The organism is Lentimicrobium sp. S6, from assembly GCF_013166635.1.
GTDB lineage: Bacteria > Bacteroidota > Bacteroidia > Bacteroidales > UBA12170 > UBA12170.
The window spans coordinates 1-1303 of record NZ_JABKBZ010000207.1; the positions used below are offsets into that span (position 1 = coordinate 1).

General features: G+C 31.3%; 1 protein-coding gene. It reads left to right on the plus strand.

The genetic code is table 11. The features are described 5' to 3' along the window. Positions 1 to 326 precede the first annotated feature (326 nt). Positions 327 to 1064, plus strand: a complete 738-nt coding sequence (locus tag HNS40_RS22365) for a DUF4019 domain-containing protein (protein ID WP_172284929.1) — start codon at positions 327 to 329, stop codon at positions 1062 to 1064. Positions 1065 to 1303 lie beyond the last annotated feature (239 nt).

Genomic DNA, 1303 nt, shown 5'->3' on the forward strand with positions numbered 1-1303 from the left:
GACATTTTAAGTTCGAACTTTTTTGGCCGCTTAAAGAGTTTTTAAAATAAAAAATGCCCTGAAGAATGACTAATAATATAGATTTTAATGCTTTGATTATTTGGTGATTTGAAGGAGATGAAACCTATAAATTGAAGAGTTCAAAACGCTTGGTAACAAAGGCTCATACATAATGTGGGTTTTGTAGTAGAATAGAATATATAAACATAAAATAAACATCGGAGTAGGCAGATAGATAATGGCTTTGAAAACCACACTATGCATAGCCTAGGACGTTGTGTTGCATTAGTGAGAAACCCCAGTTCTATATGATAACTTGATTAATTATGAGAAAAATATTACTAATTCTGACCAGTATTATACTGATTACGTCATGTAAAACCAATAAGACTAACAAAAATGAATTTGGTATTTTACTGATTGATGATTTTGAAACAAAGGATAAGAATGTTGAACTCTGTAATGATTTAGAAAATTATCTTTTCATTGATATGATTAGGGTCGATTTGCCAAATCTTAGCGATGAAATACTTGGAAATCTCAGATGGCAAAGATTTTTAGTATCCGAACAATCGACAAAAGAAGATGATGTTCATTTTAGATTCATAATTAGTAATGAAGCAAGAAAGGAAAGAGACTTGTTATTCGATTATTTTACAAACAAAGTCGATGAGATATGTAAATTTCACCATGATAATGATTCTTTGTTTCAAGAGATTGTAATTCTCAGCGACAAATTAATTGATAACATTGTAAGCGGAGACATTGATTCAATATGGACTATGACTGGCGAGACTATGAGAAGCTATGTGACTAAATCACAATTTGAAGATTATATCAAACAGATTGGGAATCTTGAGAAATTAGGTGGTAAGAGAAGCTTTAAGAGTAAACACCATTACACATACCTTGACCAAATTGGAAAAGGGGATTTTTATGTAATAAATTATGGATTTGATAATGATAAGGGAATGCTTGAGCAACTTAATTATCAAATGGTTGACGACAAAATTGAATTGCTGGGATATATAGTTGCAATACCAAATAACGCAACACAACAATAAATATAGGTCATTTGGCGGATAGTGCTAAATTTGAACATGAGTACATTTAATAAAACATATAGCGGTTTGATAGTGGGGAGCTTTGAAATGCCAAACGCCCCATATTCTGGTCGTTGGCAACCATAAAAATAAAGACAGTACACTATGGAAAATGAGATTAAAATAGGAAAGAAAATATTTATACGAAATGCTGGGAAAGATGAATACTGGCTTCAAGATATTATCTACGAAAATCCAAA

What these genes read in the sequence shown, in the direction of transcription:
- HNS40_RS22365 (WP_172284929.1), top strand. Translation starts at nt 327, where the DNA reads ATGAGAAAAATATTACTAATTCTGACCAGTATTATACTGATTACGTCA.